The following is a 20,838-nucleotide window of genomic DNA, read 5'->3' as shown; positions in this document are numbered from 1 at the left end:
TGCGGTCTCCGGCGCGAGCCTAGCCGCCCCCGCCACCGCAGGGTCACACCTGCCGCCGGGCCCGTCACGGCAGTTCCGCCCCGGAGTGCGGCCGGCCGGAGCCCGCGCCCCTCCTGCCGAGCCGCTTCAGTCCGCGTCGTCGAACGCGTCGAAGGCGTCGGCGAAGTCCATTCCGTCCAGCGGGCCGAGCCCGTGATCCGCGGAGACCAGGGCCCATACGGTGACCTCGCCCGAGGTGTCGTCCCGTACGCCCCACTCCTGGGCGAGGGCGCTGATGATGTTGAGCCCTCGTCCGCCGCGCGCGGTGACCGAAGGGGTGGCCGGAATCGGCCTGGTCGGGCCGCCCCCGTCCGTGACCTCGACGGTCAGGCCGCCCGCTCTGTCGACGCGCCATGCGGCGCGGACGTCGCCGTCGCCGACCTCCGTGTGCAGGCCCAGGGGCCTGCCGTGGCGGCAGGCGTTGCTGAGCAGTTCGGAAAGGATCAATACGGCGTCGTCGACGACCGTGTCCGACACCCCGTTGCCGCGCAGCTGCTCACGCATGCAGTGCCGTGCCTGCCCCACGCCTGCAGGGCCATGAGGAACGGCCATGCTCGACGACGTGGGCACCTCTTGTGCCACCACCAACGTCACCCCCGAGACCTCCTTTGCCCCACGCCACGGATTGGATGCCCCCCTGGGCTTCACCGGAAACCGGCCAAAGCCCTGGCAGTGATGCACTCGTAACGATCGATTGCGGAGCGAATGCGCCGGTGCACCCCCTATAACTGATGTTAAAAGCGGTCCAGTTGCGAAAGAACCTGCTTCGGGCGGTTCGTGATGATTGCTTCCACGCCGAGGCTTACGCAGAGCTCGACGTCCTCCGGTTCGTTCACCGTCCATACGTGCACGGAGTGGCCCGCCCGGTGCAGGCGTTCGATGTACCCGGGGTGGCTGCGTACGATCCGCATCCCGGGACCGGCGATCCGTGCGCCGGCCGGAAGCCGTCCGTCGCGCAACCGCGGCGAGACGAACTGCATCAGGAAGACGGTGGGCAGGGTGGGCGCCGCCGCCCGGATGCGGTACAGGGACCGTGCGGAGAAGCTCATGACGCGTACGGGGGAGGGTCCGCCCGCCGGGGGTTTGTCCAGGCCGAACTGCTTGAGCAGCAGGAGGAGGCGTTCCTCCACCTGCCCGGCCCAGCGGGTGGGGTGCTTGGTCTCGATGGCCAGCTGGAGCGGCCGCCCGGTGGCCCGCACCTCACTGACCAGCTCGAGGAGCCGTTCCAGCGTGAGTACGGAGGTGAGCTCCCCCGGCACCGGATCCCAGTCCGGGGACTCCTCGTGGTCCTTCCACGAACCGAAGTCGAGTGCGGCGAGGTCGGCGAGTTCGAGGGCGGAGACGGCGCCGCGCCCGTTGGAGGTGCGGTTCACCCTGCGGTCGTGCACACAGACGAGCTGTCCGTCCGCGGTGAGGCGTACGTCGCACTCCAGGGCGTCGGCGCCGTCCTCGATCGCCTTCCGGTAGGCGGCCAGGGTGTGCTCGGGGGCATCGTCCGAGGCTCCGCGATGGGCGATGACCTGGATGGGAGGGGGCATGCTGTGCTGCCGTGCGTGGGTCACCGCGTCATGGTGCCACCGTGACGCGGCGGGTGCGGGCACCTTGTCGCGGGGGACCGTTTTGCCTGATGTAAAGATTGGTGTGCGGATGCACAGGTCCTGCTTACAGTGGCCTGACGTGCTGTGGGAAAAGCTGACCGCAGACACGTGCACAGCGGATCTCTTGCCGAATGCCGAGTGGAACCGAGGAGTAAAGAGCTGTGAGCACCGAGAACGAGGGCAACGAGGGCAACACGGTTCCGTCCGTACCGTCTGTTCCGTCCGCACCTCCCGTGCCGGCTGCCGCTCCTGAGGGCACCCCGCCGGGCGGCCTGCCGGCATCCGGGGCCACCCCGGCCCCTCCCGCGGACACGCCGACGGCGCAGATTCCGGCTGACGCCGCGCACCGGTCCGGCCCCGAGCCGTCCATGACGCACCACGAACAGCCGCAGCAGCCCTACGGGCCCCCGTCGCAGCAGCCTCCCGCCGGTCCGGCCTCCTGGCCGCCGCCTCCTCCGGCCGTCCCGTCGTACGCGGACGGTGGCGGCACCCCGGTGTGGGGCGCCCCGGCCGCGGCGGAGCCCGAAGGCGAAGGTCCCCGCAAGCGGCGCGCGAGCGGTCTGATCGCGGCAGTCGCGGCGGCGGCGCTCGTCGCGGGCGGCGTCGGCGGAGCCCTCGGTTACTGGGCCGCCGACAGCAACGACTCCGGTTCCTCCTCGGGATCGACCACGGTGGCGGCCTCCAACAGTCCGAAGGACTTCAAGCGCGATGCGGGCACGGTCGCGGGCGTCGCGGCGAACGCGCTGCCCAGCGTGGTCACCATCGACGCGCAGTCCGGCGACGGCGAGGGCGGCACGGGCACCGGCTTCGTGTACGACAAGGAGGGCCACATCCTCACGAACAACCACGTGGTGGCCTCCGCGGCGGACGACGGACAGCTGACCGCGACGTTCTCCGACGGCAAGAAGTACGACGCCGAGGTGGTCGGCCGGGCACAGGGCTACGACGTGGCCGTCCTGAAGCTGAAGAACGCTCCGGACGGACTGACTCCGCTGCCCCTCGGTGACTCCGAGAAGGTCGCGGTGGGCGATTCGACCATCGCGATCGGCGCGCCGTTCGGCCTGTCCAACACGGTCACCACCGGCATCATCAGCGCCAAGGACCGTCCTGTCGCCTCCGGCGACGGTTCCAGCAACAAGAACTCGTACATGAGCGCCCTGCAGACCGACGCCTCGATCAACCCGGGCAACTCCGGCGGTCCGCTCCTGGACGCGGGCGGTGCGGTCATCGGCATCAACTCCGCCATCCAGTCGACCACCGGGGGCGGCGCGGGCCAGTCCCAGGCGGGCTCCATCGGCCTCGGCTTCGCCATCCCGGTCAACCAGGCGAAGAACGTCGCCGAGCAACTGATCAAGACCGGGCAGCCGGTCTACCCGGTGATCGGCGCGACGGTCACGATGGAGGAGAAGACCGGCGGCGCCACGATCTCGGACCAGGGCGCGGCAGGCACTCCCGCCGTCACGCCGAACGGGCCTGCGGCCACAGCCGGGTTGAAGGCCGGCGACGTGATCACGAAGTTCAACGACACGGTGGTCGAGAGCGGACCGACCCTGATCGGTGAGATCTGGACCCACAAGCCGGGCGACAGGGTCACGCTCACCTACAAGCGCGACGGCAAGACGGCGACGGCCGAACTCGTCCTGGGCGAGCGCAAGGGCGACAGCTGACCGGCCGGGACTGTCCGAACGCTGCACGTGGGAGGGGCCGCCGAAATCCTCGGCGGCCCCTCCGGCACGTCGGCCCGCCCCCTCCGGCACGTGTGGCCGACCCCCCTCCGGTCAGTGTTGCCCGGAAGGATCAGCGACCCGGTACGCTGTAGGCGCTCCGCTGCAGGTGGGCGGGCGAGGGTGGGTTGCCCGAGCGGCCTAAGGGAACGGTCTTGAAAACCGTCGTGGCAGCGATGTCACCGTGGGTTCAAATCCCACACCCACCGCAGATGAACGGCCCCTGACCAGGTGAATCGGTCAGGGGCCGTTCTTGTTCGCGTTGCGCGTCGGGTGCGGTGACCGGCCGTCAGTCCGCTGTCTGCCGGGCGCAGATACGGGTGCGCGGGGGGTTCACAGGGCCTCAGGGCGTTCCGATGTCAGGCGGGCCGCCGAGGCGATCGCCGCGCGGGCCTCCTGTTCGGAGAGACCGGTGCGGACTGCGGCGTCGGTGAGGGCGTCCGCGAGCGCGTCGCCGAAGCCGTGTTCGTAGGCGCGGCACGCTGCCCAGAAGAGGCGGGTGTTGCGCTGGCCCTCGTGGGCGGCGAGCACGAACTGGACGAGGCCCTGACCCTGGCCGGCACGGGAAGGGCGGCTCGTGGGGTGGTGGGGGCGCGCGGGGGGCGTGAGCAGGCGCAGGAGGGCGCGCGGGCACGGGGCGGGTGAGAGGTGGGCCGTGCCGGGGGCGAGCCGGTACCTGCCGTGGGTGGTGACCGATCCGGGTCCGACCAGATAGCCACCGCTGCCGCGGACGTCGATGCCGGGGGCGAGGCGGCTCGCGGAGTTGGGCACGGTGGTGCCGGACGGTCCCGTCAGCCACAGGTGGCGGCCACCGCTGGGAGTAAGCACCGTCACCGTGGCCGGGATGGTGAACAGGTGCTGGAGGGCGATCTGCTGGAGTGCGGCCACGGAGTCGTTGCCGTGCGTCCCGTCGATGTCGAGGTCGATGCCGATGAGGCGGTGGGGAGGCCGTCCGCAGGCGATTCCGTATCCGGCGGCCCGGGGCGCGGCGGCGAAGAGTGCCCGCACCGCGGCCGGGTCGGTCGTGGCGTCGTGGACGCCGTGACCGGGCAGTCCGCAGGCACCCCGGCAGCGTACGGGAGGGTCCTCGCCGCGATGCGGGGAGCGCAGTGCGGGGAGCTTGGTCGCGGACAGGGGGAAGACGGGGAGCCCGCGTTCGGCGGCGGAGAGCGCGTGCGCCAGGGCCAGGGTGGCGGTCTGCCGGTCGATGGTGGCCATGCCTCTATGTTCGTACAGATGTTCGAAAAAGGGAAGTGGATTGGAGGGCGTGTGGGGTGGCGGAACGCTTCTTCCTGTGCCGGGCGCGGGGTGGGGGTGTGTGACGACTTGCGGGTGTGCGAGAGGTTTATCGGGTGTTCCTCATGCTTGCGGGGGAATCAGGAACCATGGGTGGTTCGCCATGGATTCGGTGGGCAGCTTTCGTCTCGCGACGTCGTGACCAGCACCGAGGTGGTCGGCCAACTGCTTCGGAACCAGCCGTACCAAGCCGTACTTTCGGTTCCTGGAGGAAATTGACATGGCAAGCACCCGTACCGCTCGTGCCCTCGCCGCCGTTGCCGCGCTGCCTCTCGCTGCCGCACTGTTCGGCGGTGTCGCGGTCGCCGACAACGGATCGTTCGCGAGCGACGGATCGAACGCGGCGGTGGCGACGATCGGGTCCGCCGGAGTCGGAGGGAACAACTCCGGCAATTCATCGACCTCGCAGCAACAGGCCGTCGGCTCCGGCGCATCGAACCACAGCAATTCGGCCCAGGTGAGCGGATCGGCCTTCACCGCGATCGACCAGTCCACGGACATCGTCGCGGTCCACTTCACGCCGCTCTGGTGAGCGCCCGGCCGAGGGTGCCGGGGGGTCGACACCCGGCCGGCTGAGCAGCGGTCTGCGGGGCGGCACTCCGGTGCGCCCCGCAGACCGCTGTCCGCCTGTCCGGGCGGCGCCCGTGCGGTCCTCCCTCGGGGTGAGGACCCTGAGGGAGGCCGGTGGTCCCTCCACCTTCAGGAGGTGGAGCCTGCCCCACCCCTACAACCTGAGGCGGACGCCGCTTCGGGACCTGGGGCCGATCCCCTCGACGGTGCCCGCTCCTAGCGTGGAGGCATGACCACGCCAGTCTGCACCGGCGCCTCCAGGGCAGTCGCTGCTTCCGCCGGACACCCGCGTTTCACATCGTTCTCGTCGTACGTACGGGCACGGGGCCCCGTGCTGCTGCGTACCGCCCGCTCCCTCACCGCGAACCCGAGCGATGCCGAGGATCTGCTGCAGACCGCTCTCGCCAAGACGTACGTCGCCTGGGAGCGGATCGAGGACCACCGGGCGCTCGACGGATACGTCCGCCGTGCCCTGGTGAACACCCGCACCTCTCAGTGGCGCAAGCGCAAGGTCGACGAGTTCGCCTGCGAGGAACTGCCCGAGAAGGAGGCCGCTCCCGCGCCGGATCCGGCCGAGCAGCAGGTGCTGCACGACGCGATGTGGCGTGCCGTGATGAAGCTCCCGGACCGCCAGCGGGCCATGGTCGTCCTCCGGTACTACGAGGACCTCAGCGAGGCCCAGACGGCCGATGTCCTCGGGGTGTCCATAGGCACGGTCAAGAGCGCCGTGTCCCGTGCGCTCGGGAAGCTGCGCGAGGATCCGGGGCTCGATCCGGTCCGGTGAGCCCCGGCGCGTGCCCGTGACGGCCCGATTCTGCCGACCGACACCGATTCGTACTCCCGGGAGTAGTGACATACCAAGCGGTATGTGAGCAGAATCAGCGCAACCTTACTGCCGCGTAGCGCCCACCGGGAGGACGCCGTGCTGAGCACCATGCAGGACGTACCGCTGACTGTGACCCGCATCCTGACGCATGGGATGACCATCCATGGGAAGTCACAGGTCACGACCTGGACCGGCGAACCAGAGCCGCAACGGCGCAGTTTCGCCGAGATCGGCAGGCGCGCCACACAGCTGGCCCACGCCCTGCGCGACGAACTCGGCATCGATGGCGACCAGCGCGTCGCCACCCTCATGTGGAACAACGCGGAGCACGTGGAGGCGTACCTCGCGATTCCCTCCATGGGCGCCGTGCTGCACACGCTGAACCTCAGGCTGCCGGCCGAGCAGCTGGTGTGGATCGTCAACCACGCGGACGACAAGGTCGTTCTCGTCAACGGTTCGCTGCTGCCGCTCCTCGTACCGCTGCTCCCCCGCCTGCCGTCCATCGAGCACGTGGTCGTCGCCGGGCCGGGCGACCGCTCCGGGCTCGAGGGAATCGCGCCACGGGTGCACGAGTACGAGGACCTGATCGCCGGCCGCCCCACCACGTACGACTGGCCCGAGCTGGACGAACGCCAGGCCGCGGCCATGTGCTACACCTCCGGGACCACCGGGGACCCCAAGGGCGTCGTCTACTCGCACCGGTCCGTCTACCTGCACTCCATGCAGGTCAACATGTCCGAGTCGATGGGCCTGACGGACAAGGACACGACCCTGGTGGTCGTCCCCCAGTTCCACGTGAACGCCTGGGGGCTGCCGCACGCGACGTTCATGACCGGCGTCAACATGCTCATGCCCGACCGCTTCCTCCAGCCGGCCCCGCTCGCCGACATGATCGAGCAGGAGAGGCCGACGCACGCGGCCGCCGTCCCCACGATCTGGCAGGGCCTGCTGGCCGAGGTCACCGCGAAACCGCGCGACCTCACCTCCATGGCGAACGTCACCATCGGCGGCGCCGCCTGTCCGCCCTCCCTGATGGAGGCCTACGACAAGCTGGGCGTCCGCCTCTGCCACGCCTGGGGAATGACGGAGACCTCACCGCTCGGCACCATGGCCAACCCGCCCGCCGGACTGACCGCCGATGAGGAGTGGCCGTACCGCGTCACCCAGGGCAGGTTCCCGGCCGGGGTCGAAGGGCGTCTGGTCGGCCCGGGTGGCGAGCACCTGCCCTGGGACGGAGAGTCCGCGGGTGAACTGGAAGTCCGCGGCCCCTGGATCGCCGGCTCGTACTACGGCGGTGCGAACGGTGAGGACCTGCGCCCCGAGGACAAGTTCAGTGAGGACGGCTGGCTGAAGACCGGCGACGTCGGTGTGATCAGCGCCGACGGCTTCCTCACGCTCACCGACCGCGCCAAGGACGTCATCAAGTCCGGCGGGGAGTGGATCTCCAGCGTCGACCTGGAGAACGCGATCATGGCGCACCCCGATGTGGCGGAGGCCGCGGTCGTCGCCGTCCCCGACGACAAGTGGGGTGAGCGCCCGCTCGCGACGGTCGTCCTGAAGGAGGGTGCCACGGCCGACTACGCGGCGCTCAGGACCTTCCTCGCCCAGTCCGTCGCCAAGTGGCAGCTGCCGGAGCGCTGGTCGATCATTCCGGCGGTGCCGAAGACGAGCGTGGGCAAGTTCGACAAAAGGTGATCCGCAAGCAGTACGCGGACGGCGAGCTGGACGTCACCCAGCTCTGAGCCGAACCGCTGGACACGGGCGAGGGCGGTACGGGTCTTCCCGTACCGCCCTCGTCGTACGCGTGCGTCCGTCGGTCTCTCCCGAGGCCGACCGTCAGTTGGTCCCTATCTTCGCCAGCAGATCCACGATGCGGGACTGCACCTCGTCGCTCGTGGAGCGCTCGGCCAGGAACAGCACCGTCTCGCCCGAACCGAGCCGCGGCAGATCCGCCTCGTCCATGCCGGAGGTGTAGACGACCAGCGGCGTGCGGTTCAACTGGCCGTTCGCGCGCAGCCAGTCGATGATCCCGGCACGTCGGCGACGTACCTGCATCAGGTCCATCACCACCAGGTTCGGCCGCATCCGCGTGGCGAGCTCGACCGCCTCGCTGTCACTCGACGCCCTCGCGACCTGCATGCCGCGGCGCTCCAGCGTCTCCGTGAGCGCCAGCGCGATCTCCTCGTGCTCGTCGATCACCAGCACCCGCGGCGGATGCTGATCACTGTCGCGCGGGGCGAGGGCCTTGAGGAGCACGGCGGGGTCGGCACCGTACGCGGCCTCCCTGGTCGCCTGCCCCAGACCGGCCGTCACCAGCACCGGAACCTCCGCGGCCACGGCCGCCTGGCGCAGCGACTGCAGAGCCGTACGGGTGATCGGACCGGTCAGCGGGTCGACGAACAGCGCGGCGGGGAACGCCGCGATCTGGGCGTCGACCTCCTCGCGGGAGTGCACGATCACCGGACGGTAGCCGCGGTCGCTGAGGGCCTGCTGGGTGGAGACGTCCGGGGCGGGCCAGACGAGCAGCCGCCGCGGGTTGTCCAGAGGCTCGGGGGGCAGCTCGTCGTCGAGGTGGAGCGGTTGGGGCCGGTTGGCCACCTCGACCGCGCCACCCGGTCCGTCCAGCGGCTCCGGTCCTTCGGCGCCCTCGTCGGGAGCGCCTATGGCGTACGAGCGCCCCTCGGCCGCGGGAGCGGACAGCAGCTGACCCGAGCCGGAGCCCTGGGTGGTGCCGCCCTGTGCGGCACCCGCCGGCGCACCCGCGGAGCCGGGCCTGGCCGGAGCGACAGGTGACGGGACGGGCTGCGGCGCCGCGGGCAGCACCGGGTGCTCGGCCTCCGGAGGGGCGGCGAGCTTACGGCGGCGTCCGGCACCGCCGAGCGTCTGGTTCTGCTGGTGCGCGAGGTGCTGCGCGAACGGCACCCCCTGGCCCAGTGTCCGCACGCTGAACGCGCGGCCCTGCGTCGAGTCCGACGACGCGGGCGACGGCGCCTCGGCGGGCAGCGGCTGGCGCCGCGCGTCCGGTGCGGGGACCTGCGCGGCCACGGGGGCGTCCGCAGGGCCCTGCGCCTCGGGCGCGGGGTCGTCCGCGTCGTCGGCTGCCGGATGCGGAGCCGGTACGGACGTGGCTGCGGCCCCGGGCCCGGAGGGAGCCCCGGCCGCGGGGGGAGCAGCGATGGTGCCCGTGGTGTGCGTGGTGCTGTCCGGGCCCACCCAGGATTCGTCGGAAGCCTGGGCAGGGACGTCGACGGCGTCCTGCACGTCCAGTGCGGCCAGGCCCTGTCCCGAGGTGTCGGACTGCGACCAGTCGGGCTGCGGGGGGACGGCGGGCAGCGGCTGCCCGGCGACGGAGTGGTCCGGCCCGCCCTGCTGCTCCTGCACGTCGGCGGCGCGCGCCCTGCGGCGACCCGACGGCGCGGGGTGCGCCTGCGGCGGTGTGTGGTCCGCGTCCGGTGTGCTCCGTACGGCGTCGTGGCGCTCGGGCAGCGGCCCGGACGGCCGGCCCTGCGCGACGGGCGGGACCCGGTCCGCATCGGCGGGAGGCAGCGCGAACGCCGTACGCGGCTGTGCGGGCTCGGCCGGAGCCGAGTGCTCCGGCGCAGCCGAGAGCGCCCGCCGGGCCCGTCGCCCACCGGTCTGCTGTGCCGCTTGTCCCTGTGCCTGACCCTGCTGGGTCTGCTGGGCCCCGGCGTCGGCCGACGCGAGGGCCGGGAGGGCACGCTGATTCCCGCCGCCGGGACGCGTCTGTCTGCCCTGGGCCTCCTGCGGCACACCCTGCGGAGGCACGGTCTGCCCGCGCTGCGGCCGGCCGCCCCCGCCCTGCGCACCCTCGGCCGCCGTCACCACGGAGCCCTCGGAGGGTGCCGGAGGAGCCGCGGAGGCAGGTGAGGGTGCCGGGAGAGCCAGCGCCTCGCGGGGCCGGTCCGCCTGAGCCTCCGTCTCCGCCGGGCTGGGCCGCCCGCGCCTGCGCCCGGAGCCCTCGCTCCGCTGGGGCGCGATCGCTTCCTGCTCCTGCTGCTCCTGTGGCGCGGCCGGTCCGCGACGCGCCCTGCGCCGCCCCGTCGGCTCGCCCGCCGCGGCCTCTCCGGCCTCGGCAGCCGTGTCCGCGGGGCTTTCCAGAAACGCGTCCGTCGACGCCCTCCGGGCCCTGCGCCGGCTGCCACTCGTACCGCTGGTCGCAGGCTGGGGGGCAGGTTCCGGCACAGTCTCCTCGGGCACAGGAACAGGCGCGGGCACAGGCGGGGGCGCCAGCGTCCCGGAGCCCGCGCCGAGCGGTACCTCCAGGACGTACGCACTGCCGCTCATTCCGGGCATCTCATGCGTCTGGAGCACACCGCCATGGGCCCGCACGATCCCGCGCACGATCGGCACGTGCACGGGGTCTCCCCCGGCGAACGGCCCGCGCACCTCGATCCGTACGACGTCACCGCGCTGCGCCGCGGCCACGACCACCGTCGAGTCGACGTAGCCGCCGCCCGGAACGAGCCGGGCCTTGCCGGTCGAGTCGACGCCCGCAACGTCCGCGACGAGGTGGGCGAGCGCCGTGACCAGCCGGCCCGGGTCGACCTCGGCCTCGATCGGCGGCGCGTGCACCGCGAACTGCGCGCGGCCGGGGCCGATCAGCTCGACCGCACCGTCGATACCGGCCGTCACCACCGAGTCGAGCAGCACGGTCTGCTTGACGAGCGCCTCCACGCCGCCGTCCAGACGCTGGTAGCTCAGCACGTTGTCGACGAGCGTCGTCATCCGGGCGTAGCCCGCGGCGAGGTGGTGCAGGATCTGGTTGGCCTCGGGCCACAGCTGGCCCGCCGGATCGGCGGCGAGCATCGAGAGCTCACCGCGCAGCTCCTCCAGCGGGCCGCGCAGGGATTCGCCGAGCACCGCGGTCAGCTGGGTGTGCCGCTCGCCCAGCTCGGAGAGCTGATCGGCCTGTTCCTCCAGCTCGGAGGCGTAGCGCTCGGTCCGGTCGGCCAGCTCGGCCGCGTGGCGTTCGGTCAGTCCGGCGACCTCGGCACGGTGGCTCTCGGTGAGCTCGGCGACCTCGGCGGCGTGCCGTTCTGTCAGCCCGGTGATTTCGTCCGTGTGCTGTTCCGTCAGTTCCTCGTAGGGCCTGCGGTCGGTGAATGTCATCACCGCGCCGACCAGCTGGTCCCCGTCGCGCACGGGCGCGGTCGTGAGGTCGACCGGCACCTGCGCGCCGCTCTTGGACCAGAGGACCTGGCCGCGCACCCGGTGCTTGCGGCCGGATTTGAGCGTGTCGGCGAGCGGGGACTCCTCGTAAGGGAAGGGGTCGCCCTCCGCGCGCGAGTGCAGGATCAGCGGGTGGAGTTCCTTGCCGCCGAGGTCGCTGGCGCGGAAGCCGAGGATCTGGGCGGCGGCGGGGTTGACGAGGACGACCCGGCCGTCCGTGTCCGTACCGACGACGCCCTCGGAGGCGGCCCGCAGGATCATCTCGGTCTGGCGCTGTGAACGGGCCAGCTCGGCCTCGGTGTCGACGGTGCCCGAAAGATCCCGTACGACGAGCATGAGCAGCTCGTCGCCGGTGAAGTTGGAGTGGATGTCGTTGTATCCGGCCTGGCCGCTGTCGAGGCTCGCGCTGGTGACCTCGACCGGGTAGTCGGTGCCGTCGGTCCGGCGCGCGGTCATCCGCGTCGGCTTGGTCCTGCCCTGCTCGTCCGCAGTCTCCGGCCTGCGCATCGACCCCGGGATCAGCCTGGAGTCGAACTCCGGAAGCAGATCGAGCAGTCCGCGCCCCACGAGCGCGGTGCCCGGGGTCTCGAACATCTCGAGGGCGATGGTGTTGGCGTTGACGACCGTGCCGTTGCAGTTGACGAGCAGGAGCCCGTCCGGGAGGGCGTCGAGTATGGCTGCGAGGCGAGCAGCGCCTCGGGATGGCCTGCTGCTCACGAGACGCTTCCTCCCTGAATACCGCACCTTGCCGACAGCGGGCCCCATCCTGCCCCTCGGGCCTCAGGCTGTCACGAAAGGAGTCTAAAGGCACCGAGGGCACATGGGGCGGCGGATGAGGGGGAGCTCTCACCAAGGTTCTGTGCACACGGTGTACGCCGGTGGTCCATGTCGTGACCGCGCGCGCCCCCTGTGACGTGCGACGACGCGCACCGCTGGCCCGCCAGGAGGCGTCGCACACGCCCCGCAGAGCCGGTTATCTGGCGGACGGGAGCACCGGCACAAGGTTGTTCCAGCGCGAGATCTCGCAGCCGTTGGCCCGGCTGAACCGCGCGTCGACGTTCTGCCCCTGCCAGGTCCCCTGGACCCGGGCGGCGGCGGGTCCGCCCGCCTGCTGCGTACACATGGCGTTCCGGTCCGTCGGTACGAAGGGGTTGGCGCCCGACTCCGCGGCCGCCGCCAGCAGGTCGCAGGCGCGCTGAGCCGTGGGGTGGGTGCCGCCGGCCGGGTCGCACTCCAGCTCGAACGTTCCGTCGGCCGTCCGATTGCCCGACTCCGAGACCGTCACCGTGAGCCGGGTTTTCCGCGTGTCCTGCCCACCCGTCCAGTCACCCTGGAGAACGGGGAGCGGGGGCAGCGGCAGCAGAGGGGTCACGGCCGTTGCGGCGGGCGCGGCGGCCGACAGTGCGGCGAAGGACGCGACGGCGGTGAGCGTGAGACGGCGCAGCATGCGGGGCTCCTGTAGTTCTGGCGCACCCAGGGGCGCGCCGGGCTGCTCCCGGTGCACGCCGTGTGGGTGCGCGCGCCGGGCGGAAGGACGGTGGCGGACAGAGGGCGGAGCCCTCGCCATCTCTAACGCTCCGCGCGTCCGCACGTTGCGCAACTCCTGGGGGGCCGACCGGATCGCCGCGCCGCCGGACGCTTTGCCTCGCCGCCCGCCTGCCTAGTACCGTAGGCGGCGATTGGTGACAGCACGCTCGACTGTGTCATCATCTGCACGCACCACTCGCGCTCGCGCGGGGTGTGCTGGAGGCGTCGCCTAGTCCGGTCTATGGCGCCGCACTGCTAATGCGGTTTGGGTCTTAAAGCCCATCGAGGGTTCAAATCCCTCCGCCTCCGCAAGATCCCGAAGCCCCGTACCTCTGGTGCGGGGCTTCGGTCGTTCTGCTGGCCGGGGGTGTCCTGCGGGCGGGCCACAGACCTGCTCCAGGACGGCGTTTTCGCAGGTCAGGAGCGGTATGGCTAATGGATTTCGCGTGACGGCGCAGGTCATGTAATGTTGTTCCCGCAACGCCGACCAGGCAGAAAAGCCCGGAACGCCAAGCACTCGTAGCTTAACGGATAGAGCATCTGACTACGGATCAGAAGGTTGCAGGTTCGAATCCTGCCGAGTGCACAGCAGATCAGAGGCCCCGTGGAGTGATCCACGGGGCCTCTGGCTTTTGCGTTGACGGCAGTGTTTGACGGCAACAGTCTCTAGCCGCGACCAGTGCGCCCGTGAGTCGTCAGTGCACGCATCTCTTGTGGACCAGCCGAGAGTGTGCGGCCGGCCGGTGTGTGCCCGCCCGCCTCCGGCTCTCATGCGCCCCCGACCGTGAGTCTGGATCATTGAGGGTCTGCGTAGGTGAGGGCCGTTGTCGCTTCGGAGTTCCTTCGTCTCCGTCGGGCCATCCTCACTGTCAGTGGGCGCCGGTATCCTGGTGTTGAGCTCTTGCCTGAAACACAAGATGTTGTAGCGGACTCCCCGTTTCGCAGTACATGTTGGGGTGTCCTTGCTTGCTGACGGGTCGTCTGGGGTGCTTCACTTGATCCGCCAAACCAAAGCAGGCCCCAGCCGGGGCCCAACTTGAGGTTGGGCGCGTGGATGGGGCCTGATGCGTTGGTCGCGCCTTCGGACCCTATCGCCGTCTATTGGTTCCTCCAAGATGGCCGTCCTGCGCGTCCGATCTCGGAAAGGGATGTTTCGTGACAGGGCAACCCAACATTCGGGACGTGTCGAAGCGCGACGACGGCTGGGCAGTGACGAAGCCTGGGGCTGAACGAGCCAGCGCCGTTCTGCCGACCCAGGCTGAGGCGGCCGCGCGTGCCAAGGAGATCCTGGCCAACGACGGTGGCGGAGAGCTGCGCATCCGGGGCACGAACGGTCAGGTGCGAGAGCAGAACACCGTCCCGCCGGGCAGTGACCCGAAGAAGTCGAAGGGCTGATCGCGATGGACAAGTACGTGATCAATAAGGACTTCAGCGGGAAGCGCGAGGTCGAAGCCTCCGGGTTCAAGACCGTTGGCGACTTCATCGACTTCTACGCGGTCGACAGCGACGGTGACGTCGTCGTGACGCTCAGAATCCGGTCCGCTCGGGTCGAAACCATCGACCTGATCAGCGGCTGACTCAGGTAGTCCGTTCTAAGACGGAGCCCCAGCCAACGCGGCGGGGACTCCGTCTTAGCGCCGGAATGTGCGGAGCCACAATGGGTTCCGGTCAGAGCCTCGACTGCGCCTCCGTCTATGCACCTGGCTTCGTGTCGTCGTCCTTCCGCAGGGCATCCCCCACTCGATCGAACGCCGAGCGCTGCGAGTCGAGCCGTACGAACGTGTAGATGTCCATGGTCACGCGGATCGAACTGTGGCCGAGCACTTCCATAATCATGCGTGCGTCGGTGCCCTGTTCGTCGAGGAGCGACGCGCAAGTGTGGCGCAGGTCGTGCAGGCGGACCTTGCGGACGCCAGCGCGGACGCTCAGCGCCTCGAAGGAGCGGTTCATGTTGCGCGGCTCGATCGGTGTCCCGTTCTTCGTGGTGAAGACGAGATCGTGGCCAGTCTCCTTCCAGTTGTCCCCCGCTGCCTTCTTGTCGGCGATCTGCTGGGCACGCTGAGCACGAAGCGCCGTCACGCACTCAGCAGGCAGGGCCACGCGACGGGCCGAGCGCTGGGTCTTCGGCGCGACGATCAGCAGTTCGCCGCCGACCCTTTGGAGCGCCTGCCGGACGGTGAGCACTCCTTCGTAGAGATCCAGGTCCGACCAGCGCAGGCCCAGCAGCTCGCCGCGCCGAAGGCCGATGCGGACCGCCAGTTCGTACGCGGCCCACAGGCGGTTTTCCCGAGCCGCCGCCAGGAGCTGACGCCCTTCCTTGGCCGTGAGCGGTTCGATCTCGCGCTTCGTTCCCATACTCAGCTCCACGTTTCGGGCCACGTTGCGCGGCAGTTCGTCCTCACGTACGGCGTGCTGGATAGCGGCACGCAGGATCACGAGCAGGAAGCGGACGGTCCGATCTGACGGGAGCTTCTTGCAGCACTTGCCGAGGGCGCAGCAGCGCCGCTTGTGCTCCGGGCGGTTCTTGTCCTTGCCCTGGGCGCAGCACTGGCAGGTGGCCGCCGTCTTGGTGAGGAAGGCGCGGATGTCTCGGGCGGTCAGCCGGGTCAGCTTCTTCTTGCCGAACTCCGACGTGACGTAGTTCCGGACGAGGGACTCGTAGTTGACGTATGTCGTCCGGCGGGGACCTTGCCCTTGGCGACGTTCGCCAGCCAGTACGCCAGGTACTCGCTCAGCGTCATCTTGCTGGTGGCTACCGGGAGACCGCTCAGGGAGTCGGCCTTGAGCTTGGTGAGTTTCTCGTGCGCGTCGTCCCAGGTCTTGCCGTAGACGCTGCGCCGCTTGTAGATGCCGTCTGTCGTAAGGACGTATGCACTGCCTTCCCAACGGCCGTCCTTGCGCTGGTAGATGGTGCCCTCGTTGTTCGCGTTCTTCCTCGGCTTGGCCATCAGGCGGCGGCCCGCTCCATCGCCTCGTCCCACCACGCCGAGCACGGCGAACCGATATCGCCCCCTCGTCGGGGTACCTGGCATTGAGGTGCGGACCCATGCGACCACGCTCTACAACTCGATCTACCGTGCCGATGACCAGGCACTGGTCAACGCTCATGTCTGGGGCGTGAACGCCTACAGCGCCCCCGTCTGGCACGTGCGCCGGAGCAGGGCAGGCAGCATGTTCGACACGTACGCCCACAGCTTCGACGCGGTGTGGGCGACCGCGACGCCAGTCCGAGAAGGGTGACCATGGCACGGACCGAGTACTACGACGATCCGGATGCCCCCAAGCCCAACAGTTTGGTCGTCGCGACATCCGCAGTGGTCACTGACGACGAGGGACGCTTCCTTCTCCAGCGCCGGCGGGACAACGACCTCTGGGCGCTGCCCGGCGGCGGCATGGAGATGACCGACTCGCTGCCCGGGACCGCCATCCGTGAGGTGAAAGAGGAAACGGGCCTGGACGTGGAGATCACTGGGCTTGTCGGGACTTACACCGACCCGCGCCACGTGATCGCCTATACGGACGGTGAGGTGCGTCGACAGTTCAATGTCTGTTTCACCGCGCGGGTGGTTGGTGGACGACTCGAGATCTCCCACGAATCCACGGAGCTGCGATTCGTTCCGGTGGATGAGCTAGCCAAGCTGCCCATGCACCACACGCAGCAGCTACGGCTACGGCACTTTCTAGAGTGCCGAGAGAGGCCCTACCTCGGCTGATGGTCTGGCAGGTATCTGGAGCCCGTAACGATAGGTAGTGGCTGGTCACGCGTGGCCGACAGGCCCGCAGGGAGGGCGCGCGTGACATTGGGTTGAGTCCAAAACCTGTGGCGATGGAGCATCGCCTAGTACGGATTCCTGCTCGCGCCAAACCTGGTCGCTTTTTCTCCTCGGGCACTGCGGCTATTTTTTAGAAACTGCATCTGATCGCGCATGCGGCGACCTTCAAGCTGAATGACTCTTTCGTTTGTGAGGTTGAGGTTCTCGTGATTGGCCACGACTACAAACTGGCAGCCACTTTCAGCGTGCTGCCTAAGCCTGGCTAGTTCCAGCTCTCTTCTTTCTGCACTCAGGGAACTCATCCAATTGTCAATAAGGACGAGTCGATGTCTCGTCGTGTCAATTGACAAATCGCGTAGATGTCTCTCGTTCTCGTTTGGCATGTAGAGACACTCTTCGGGTGTGAGTTGCTCGCGCCAGAGGAGTTCAAGTTTGCTTGACAGTTCGATGGCTAGAGGCGGAAGATATCTCATTCGTCGCCTCTGTTCCTGGCCGATGCAGCCGATGCGCAGGCCAAGTGCGGCGAGCAGGATTGACTTGCCGCTACCGTTGACGCCCGACACGATGGTTATGGGAGAGTCGAGTCCAATTCCTCGATGTAGCGCTGAAATCGCATGAAGCGGCATCTCCGTCCTGAAGTCGCGTGGGAGACGAACGGCGATAAGGCGAGCGTCACAGTCAGTAACCCCTGAGCCTTTAGAGTCCACGCTCGAAGCAGATTTTGCGGAGGACGATCGAGGTGCAGCAGGAGCATTCTCGCTTCGAGAGAGGGCCCGCTCGGCGGCCCATCGCACCGTAGGGGCCGGGTCGTGCAAGAGGGGATGTAGGGCATTTTCGACGATAGTGTCATCTGCCCAGCCTGAAATCAGAGCTTCGGCGGCAGTCTCTCGTACCGAGAAAATATCAGATCGCAGAAGATTGAGCAAAGCGTCACGGACGGCAATGTCGCCCGACCACCCGGTCATCAATACCTCAACCGCTGTCTCCCGAACGGTTTGAACCCTGTCTTGCGTCAGAGGTAAGAGGACGTCTCGGGCAGTTGTATCACCGGCCCACCCATCTGCCAGGCCCTCAGTGGCAAGTTCTCGGACCTGTGCAGAGCTGTGGAGAGTCAGGGCCGCCAAGGCGTCGCGAACCACGACGTCGCCAGCCCAGCCTTCGGAGAGTCCCCATATGGCGACAATCTGGGCATGCTGCTTGTCGTCTTGGAGTGCATTGACGAGTGATTGCCTCGCTGTGACGTCACCAGGCCATTCGAGTGCCAGGCTGTGTATTGCAGCTAGCTGGATTTCACTCTGCTCGTCTTGGGCTAGGCGCACCAGAGCGTCTCTGGTTTCCAGGCTGCGCGGCCATCTCTGGACTAGTGCTCGTAGTGCTGTTTTGCGGTTTTCACTATCCGTAAGCCGAGTGGCCGCTAAGAGGACGGCATGTTCGTTGTCGAGAGGTTTCGCTTCCTTACCCACCGGGCTTGCGCTCTTGTTCTCAATCGCCTCCGAGAGGAGGGAGCTGAGTTTTGCATCAAACGCATCCCAGTCATCCGACGGCTTGCCGACCACAGGCCGCCTATCCATGTCAGCCATGGCGTAGGCCAGGGCTTGGGCCGCTCTGTAGCTCGTGGTCTCACCGACCAAGAGCCTTCGGACAGTGGCAGTGCTGCAGGTGTCTCCTCGCTGACTCGCCTTGCGAGCCACCTCAGACAAGGACGGCATTCCAGCCCGCACCCGTAGTTCAGCCAGCCACTCCAACCATGTACGCAGAGGACCAGGCGGAATGTTGCCAGGGATACCCACAGGCCTGCTTGCTGATCCTGGCAACGCGACCCTCCCCCGGTCGTGGAGTCGAGGGCTCGGTTCACCACGATTCACCACGGTTCTTTGTGCCTCACAGCGTACCGCCATGAATCATCGCTGCGAGGAGTCGCCGATGCTCAACTCACCTGCACAGACGGAGAGGTGAGGAGCTTGAAGCTCGATAGGGAGTGGTGGCGGACTGTCCGGTACGCCATAGGCGAGGAGCGCCGGACGGCCCGCCTGATCAGCATCCTGGTAACGGTGGGCGTCATCGTGGCTGGACTGATCCTGATGGGCCACGGATTCTCCGTGACAGTCGGCTGAGGCAGGCGCCCGGTGGGCGCGTGCACCTCGTAGAGCCACGAACAGCACACCACGGCTGGAGCCCCGGTCATCTCGACCGGGGCTCCAGCCGTGCACGGGATCAAGGGATGAGGTACGGCGATCCGGCGGATGACGGCAACCCTGACGGCAACGACGGCACACTGAGAGCATTGATCACGACAATCAGCGATCAAGCCGGGTGTAGCTGGAGCCCTTGGCCAACACGCTGCCCGATCCTACGGATCAGAAGGTTGCAGGTTCGAATCCTGCCGAGTGCACAGCAGGCCAGAGGCCCTCAGGAGAAATCCTGAGGGCCTCTCGCGTTGCCCGTACAGCGGTGAGGTGCAGCAGTGCGGTGGGCCGACCGTGTCAGCCCGTACCGCCCATCGAGTCGGACACCCTGGTGTGTTCGCCCTCGCGGCCGTCCGCGAGGAACTCCACCAGGGCAGTGGCGAAGAGCCAGACCAGTGTGATGGTGAGGACGACCAGCGCCGTCGGGTAGCTCCACAGGACGTACGTCAGGACCGCCAGGCCGACCAGGATCCAGGTGATCCACGCGCGGTGGCGTCGCAGGAACGGTCCGACCGGGCCCGTGCGCATGCCCATGCGGTCGGCGGTGGAGCGGACCGCCCCGATGCCGGAGTGCCACGACTGCCGTACGAAGGTCGCCGAGCGGCCGGGGCCGCTCAACCAGGCGGCCAGGGCGACCACCACGCCGAGCGTCACCGCCATGCGGACCGTGGTGCGCAGGTAGCGCGTGAGCGTGTCGTAGACGGACTCGGCGGCGGCCTGCGAGACGTTGTCGGGCAGCGCGTTCAGATAGGCCACGCGGAAGACGGTCAGGCTCAGGCCGAGCATCAGCACGGCGAAGGCGAAGCCGAGCGCCGCGGTCACGAGAACGCGCCTGCGGTGCCTGGAAAGCAGGACTCCGGCCGCGATGAGGACCACCGAGAGCACGGGCAGCCAGAACCCGGCGATCTGCAGGACCCGGAAGTACGTCTTAACGTCGCCGATGTTGTCGACGCGCAGCACCGTGAAGTCGGTGTGCACTTCCGGGATCTTCGAAGCCACCGTCATGCCTGCGTCGACGAGGCGTTGCTTGACCTGTGCGACGACCGGTCCGAGGTCGACGGAGACCGAGTTGTCGTTGATCTTCACCGCGCCGCCGCCGGAGCCGGTGAGGGCCTTCTCGACGGCCACATGGATGCGCTCGTTGGCCTGGATCCAGATGGTCTCGAAGGTCTCGGAGGCGATGACCTCCTCCGACTTGTCGTGGACGAAGCTGCGGACAGCACTCTCCAGCGAGTCGCCGAGTTTGCCGAGTGCCTTCTGGGCCAGCGGCCGGTCCGCGGGTGCCACGCCTTCGAGCAGGGTCGGCAGGTCGATGTGCTGCATCACCGCGTCGGTGACCCTGTTCGCCGCGGCATTCTGGATGGCGGGGTCCGAAGCGAGCGGCGTGACCGTGTCCACGTAGCGGTCCTTGTCGCCCACCACGTCCGCTGCCCAAGAAGCGAAAGCGGCATGCGGAGCGAGGATGCAGCCGATGACGATGAGCAGCGCGGAGAAGAAGGAGCGCCACCGGTGGTGGGGCGCCCGGGCGGTCCTGTCGGCCTCCAGCGCGTCGACCCGTGACCGCAGTACGTCCAGCTCGGGCTGTTCGCCGCCGGCGCCCGAAGCGTCAGGCTCCTGCCCATCCGGACCCGCTGACCTGTCGTCCGGCATGGCGCGCCTCCGGTGTGTCTGGTTGGCTTGCTGCCAGCACATCCCGGAGGCCGGACACGCGCGAGGCGTCGGCGGCCGTCAGGGTGAAGGACACGGGGCGACACGGATCGGGCAATCGGAGTCACGGGGCGACCACCTGCCCGGACCGGGACCTGTCGTTCGGTCAGACTCGATGCGGGTTCGCATCCTGCCGAACCCCGCCGGACGCACAGCAGGCCGAAGGCCCCTCGGGGTCGTCCCGGGGGGCCTCGGCGTGACTGCGTCAGCAGCCGGCCCTACGTGTCCTGACGTCACTGGTCCCGACGTCGTGGATGGTCTGGTTGACGCGGAGTCCGTCGACGGCGCCGATCCACATGTGGTCGAGGCCCTGCCCACCGCGGCCGTGAGGACGGGCGGGCCGCGCCGCCGTCCTCGTCGAGTGCGTTCCTCAGGTCTTCGAGGGAGCACCGGGCGGCCTGG

16 protein-coding genes, 3 tRNA genes and 2 pseudogenes are annotated in these 20,838 nt (G+C 68.8%); 12 read left to right on the top strand and 9 right to left on the bottom strand.

Features of this window, described 5'->3' with window-relative positions:
* Nucleotides 1-126 precede the first annotated feature (126 nt).
* Both OG844_RS26440 and OG844_RS26435 read right to left on the bottom strand, forming a co-directional pair.
* Nucleotides 127-720, bottom strand: coding sequence for an ATP-binding protein (locus OG844_RS26440; protein ID WP_406393584.1), 594 nt, complete (start codon nt 718-720; stop codon nt 127-129).
* 53 nt (nt 721-773) lie between these two features.
* Nucleotides 774-1,601: a glycerophosphodiester phosphodiesterase gene (locus OG844_RS26435; protein WP_406393582.1), complete on the bottom strand. Its 828-nt coding sequence runs from the start codon at nt 1,599-1,601 to the stop codon at nt 774-776.
* A 197-nt stretch (nt 1,602-1,798) separates the two neighbouring features.
* Here OG844_RS26435 and OG844_RS26430 point away from each other — a divergent pair, with 197 nt between their 5' ends.
* Both OG844_RS26430 and OG844_RS26425 read left to right on the top strand, forming a co-directional pair.
* Nucleotides 1,799-3,304: a S1C family serine protease gene (locus OG844_RS26430; protein WP_406393580.1), complete on the top strand. Its 1,506-nt coding sequence runs from the start codon at nt 1,799-1,801 to the stop codon at nt 3,302-3,304.
* A gap of 179 nt (nt 3,305-3,483) precedes the next feature.
* Nucleotides 3,484-3,570 (top strand) — tRNA-Ser (locus OG844_RS26425).
* A 124-nt stretch (nt 3,571-3,694) separates the two neighbouring features.
* Here OG844_RS26425 and OG844_RS26420 read toward each other — a convergent pair.
* Nucleotides 3,695-4,579 carry a bifunctional DNA primase/polymerase gene (locus tag OG844_RS26420; RefSeq protein WP_406393578.1) on the bottom strand — a complete coding sequence of 295 codons (885 nt, stop codon included), beginning with the start codon at nt 4,577-4,579 and terminating at the stop codon, nt 3,695-3,697.
* 298 nt (nt 4,580-4,877) lie between these two features.
* On the opposite strand from OG844_RS26420, the gene OG844_RS26415 reads away from it, so the two are divergent.
* From OG844_RS26415 to OG844_RS26405, 3 genes and pseudogenes are all read left to right on the top strand, one after another.
* Nucleotides 4,878-5,189, top strand: a complete 312-nt coding sequence (locus tag OG844_RS26415; RefSeq protein ID WP_406393576.1) for a hypothetical protein — start codon at nt 4,878-4,880, stop codon at nt 5,187-5,189.
* Nucleotides 5,190-5,456: 267 nt separating this feature from the next.
* Nucleotides 5,457-6,011 (top strand): SigE family RNA polymerase sigma factor, encoded by a 555-nt coding sequence (locus OG844_RS26410; RefSeq protein ID WP_406393574.1) that lies wholly within the window; start codon nt 5,457-5,459, stop codon nt 6,009-6,011.
* Nucleotides 6,012-6,149: 138 nt separating this feature from the next.
* Nucleotides 6,150-7,795, top strand: a pseudogene (locus OG844_RS26405) (long-chain fatty acid--CoA ligase).
* A gap of 94 nt (nt 7,796-7,889) precedes the next feature.
* On the opposite strand, the gene OG844_RS26400 reads toward OG844_RS26405, so the two are convergent.
* Both OG844_RS26400 and OG844_RS26395 read right to left on the bottom strand, forming a co-directional pair.
* On the bottom strand, nt 7,890-11,960 hold the full coding sequence (locus OG844_RS26400; protein ID WP_406393572.1) for a PAS domain-containing protein: 4,071 nt from the start codon (nt 11,958-11,960) through the stop codon (nt 7,890-7,892).
* A 256-nt stretch (nt 11,961-12,216) separates the two neighbouring features.
* Nucleotides 12,217-12,690, bottom strand: a complete 474-nt coding sequence (locus OG844_RS26395) for an SSI family serine proteinase inhibitor (RefSeq protein WP_406393571.1) — start codon at nt 12,688-12,690, stop codon at nt 12,217-12,219.
* 298 nt (nt 12,691-12,988) lie between these two features.
* On the opposite strand from OG844_RS26395, the gene OG844_RS26390 reads away from it, so the two are divergent.
* From OG844_RS26390 to OG844_RS26375, 4 genes are all read left to right on the top strand, one after another.
* A tRNA-Ser gene (locus OG844_RS26390) sits at nt 12,989-13,079 on the top strand.
* 204 nt (nt 13,080-13,283) lie between these two features.
* A tRNA-Arg gene (locus OG844_RS26385) sits at nt 13,284-13,356 on the top strand.
* 596 nt (nt 13,357-13,952) lie between these two features.
* On the top strand, nt 13,953-14,165 hold the full coding sequence (locus OG844_RS26380; protein WP_401306054.1) for a DUF2188 domain-containing protein: 213 nt from the start codon (nt 13,953-13,955) through the stop codon (nt 14,163-14,165).
* A gap of 5 nt (nt 14,166-14,170) precedes the next feature.
* A complete protein-coding gene (locus OG844_RS26375; protein WP_401306052.1) occupies nt 14,171-14,347 on the top strand; it encodes a hypothetical protein in 177 nt (58 codons plus the stop codon).
* A 115-nt stretch (nt 14,348-14,462) separates the two neighbouring features.
* Here the strand turns inward: OG844_RS26375 and OG844_RS26370 are convergent, their stop codons facing one another.
* Together OG844_RS26370 and OG844_RS26365 are read right to left on the bottom strand one after the other, a co-directional pair.
* Nucleotides 14,463-15,485: a tyrosine-type recombinase/integrase gene (locus tag OG844_RS26370; RefSeq protein ID WP_406396266.1), complete on the bottom strand. Its 1,023-nt coding sequence runs from the start codon at nt 15,483-15,485 to the stop codon at nt 14,463-14,465.
* A complete protein-coding gene (locus OG844_RS26365; RefSeq protein ID WP_406396407.1) occupies nt 15,377-15,718 on the bottom strand; it encodes a hypothetical protein in 342 nt (113 codons plus the stop codon). The genes OG844_RS26370 and OG844_RS26365 overlap by 109 nt, the downstream gene beginning before the upstream one ends.
* Nucleotides 15,719-15,773: 55 nt before the next feature.
* On the opposite strand from OG844_RS26365, the pseudogene OG844_RS26360 reads away from it, so the two are divergent.
* Nucleotides 15,774-16,010, top strand: a pseudogene (locus OG844_RS26360) (XRE family transcriptional regulator); the annotation flags it as partial.
* 2 nt (nt 16,011-16,012) lie between these two features.
* Nucleotides 16,013-16,483, top strand: a complete 471-nt coding sequence (locus OG844_RS26355; protein ID WP_406393568.1) for an NUDIX domain-containing protein — start codon at nt 16,013-16,015, stop codon at nt 16,481-16,483.
* Nucleotides 16,484-16,608: 125 nt separating this feature from the next.
* Here OG844_RS26355 and OG844_RS26350 read toward each other — a convergent pair whose 3' ends face one another.
* Nucleotides 16,609-18,174 (bottom strand): HEAT repeat domain-containing protein, encoded by a 1,566-nt coding sequence (locus OG844_RS26350; RefSeq protein ID WP_406393566.1) that lies wholly within the window; start codon nt 18,172-18,174, stop codon nt 16,609-16,611.
* A 330-nt stretch (nt 18,175-18,504) separates the two neighbouring features.
* Here OG844_RS26350 and OG844_RS26345 point away from each other — a divergent pair, with 330 nt between their 5' ends.
* Nucleotides 18,505-18,657 (top strand): hypothetical protein, encoded by a 153-nt coding sequence (locus OG844_RS26345; protein WP_406396405.1) that lies wholly within the window; start codon nt 18,505-18,507, stop codon nt 18,655-18,657.
* A gap of 369 nt (nt 18,658-19,026) precedes the next feature.
* Here the strand turns inward: OG844_RS26345 and OG844_RS26340 are convergent, their stop codons facing one another.
* Nucleotides 19,027-20,379 carry a hypothetical protein gene (locus OG844_RS26340; protein WP_406393564.1) on the bottom strand — a complete coding sequence of 451 codons (1,353 nt, stop codon included), beginning with the start codon at nt 20,377-20,379 and terminating at the stop codon, nt 19,027-19,029.
* Nucleotides 20,380-20,838 lie beyond the last annotated feature (459 nt).

It is taken from the genome of Streptomyces sp. NBC_00887 (assembly GCF_045207585.1).
This window is presented reverse-complemented; position numbering and strand designations above follow the sequence as displayed.